The sequence below is a fragment of the Gilliamella sp. CG35 genome (assembly GCF_046635745.1).
Classification (GTDB): Bacteria; Pseudomonadota; Gammaproteobacteria; order Enterobacterales; family Orbaceae; genus Gilliamella; species Gilliamella apicola_I.
The window spans coordinates 1-1,246 of the sequence record NZ_JBIDFH010000045.1; the positions used below are offsets into that span (position 1 = coordinate 1).

Consider the following 1,246-nt stretch of genomic DNA (forward strand, 5'->3'; position numbering starts at 1 on the left):
TAGCTTTTCGTGACCAATAAATAAAAAATTGGAGTCGTATTTCAAGTCATCATCAGAAATACCTTCTTTCCTAATATTAATTAACTTCTCTATACTATCTAATTTTAATTGATAGATACTATTATTATGATAACTAATATATGTTTTCAATAAATTTAATGAAAACTTATAATCTTCATTTATCATTTTATTATTAAGCCTACGAATATTAATAAATTATCTACGCAATTTATTAATATTCGTTACAGCTAATTCCATTCTTCTTCGAGCTGAAATATTAGCCGAATGAATTTTTATTTTTGGAGGTTCAAAATTTTTCATAACTATAGCATTCTCTATCCACAAAAGAACATCATAACCAGTACCTCTTTTATCATCCCCTAAATCATGATCTAAACTAATTTCCTCTACAAAACCAGTTTTTAATAAATTTATCATTTCATCAGGCCAATATACTTGAATCCATCCATTTGGAGGGTTTCGAATATCATCTAAAAATATTTTCATAATTATTCAATAATTAGATAAAGAATCATAATATGCTATTAACTCTTCAAGCAATAAATCAAGTTCCGCACCATCTTTTCTGAAAAAACCATCTTTTAACTTGCCTCCTGATAAAACAACAGAATAGAAATTATCTTTACTCCGTTGACCATCCAACTTAATAATAACGGATGCTCCATCTTTTGCTATCGCTTCAATATTTTTCCAATAACACTCTAATTTAAAATTATTTTTCATATTTTAAAGCCCTCGATATATCTTCAATTTCTCTTAATTTTCCGGTTGCTACATCATCTATTACTTTTCGAATTTGTACAGGTGACAAATTCATATTATTCTTATTTACTAATTGTTCAACAACTGTTTGTGCAGTGCGTTTGTTACCATCATTAAATAAATGTCGCCCTGCAATATCCCTTATAGCTACAGCAATTTTGTCATAAAAATTTTCTCTATATGACATATTAGCAAGTATTGTCTCTATTTCACCTGTTAATGTATGACTTCCTCCATATGATTTATTTATGTTTGATATTTCTTCAATACTTAATTCCTTAAATGATGAAACGACAAAATCAGTTGCTTTTTCAGTATTATACCAATTCCCTTCTACTTCAACTGTTTCAATTTTATGATGTACCTTGGTTCTGACTTCAGTGCCGGTTATTTTGATGCGGGCGTATTTTAATAAGCGTAGTGAACGGGTTAAGGGTTCGGCTAAGCCGCCGGCTATTATTCC

The 1,246-nt window shown here is 29.2% G+C and carries 4 protein-coding genes; all 4 read right to left on the bottom strand.

From position 1 onward, the window contains the following. A partial coding sequence (locus tag ACGH4F_RS09600; RefSeq protein ID WP_411591033.1) for a hypothetical protein occupies nucleotides 1–186 on the bottom strand: 186 nt, incomplete at its 3' end. A 30-nt stretch (nucleotides 187–216) separates the two neighbouring features. Then, nucleotides 217–507, bottom strand: coding sequence for a cyclic-phosphate processing receiver domain-containing protein (locus ACGH4F_RS09605; protein WP_411591035.1), 291 nt, complete (start codon nucleotides 505–507; stop codon nucleotides 217–219). A gap of 6 nt (nucleotides 508–513) precedes the next feature. After that, a complete protein-coding gene (locus ACGH4F_RS09610; protein WP_220680151.1) occupies nucleotides 514–744 on the bottom strand; it encodes a hypothetical protein in 231 nt (76 codons plus the stop codon). After that, nucleotides 734–1,246 (bottom strand): Fic family protein (locus ACGH4F_RS09615; protein ID WP_411591037.1); only part of this gene is annotated, 513 nt, incomplete at its 5' end. The genes ACGH4F_RS09615 and ACGH4F_RS09610, both read right to left, overlap by 11 nt.

Excerpts from the sequence above, each read along its gene's own strand:
- ACGH4F_RS09605 (WP_411591035.1), bottom strand. The coding sequence starts at position 507 with ATGAAAATATTTTTAGATGATATTCGAAACCCTCCAAATGGATGGATT.
- ACGH4F_RS09610 (WP_220680151.1), bottom strand. The coding sequence starts at position 744 with ATGAAAAATAATTTTAAATTAGAGTGTTATTGGAAAAATATTGAAGCG.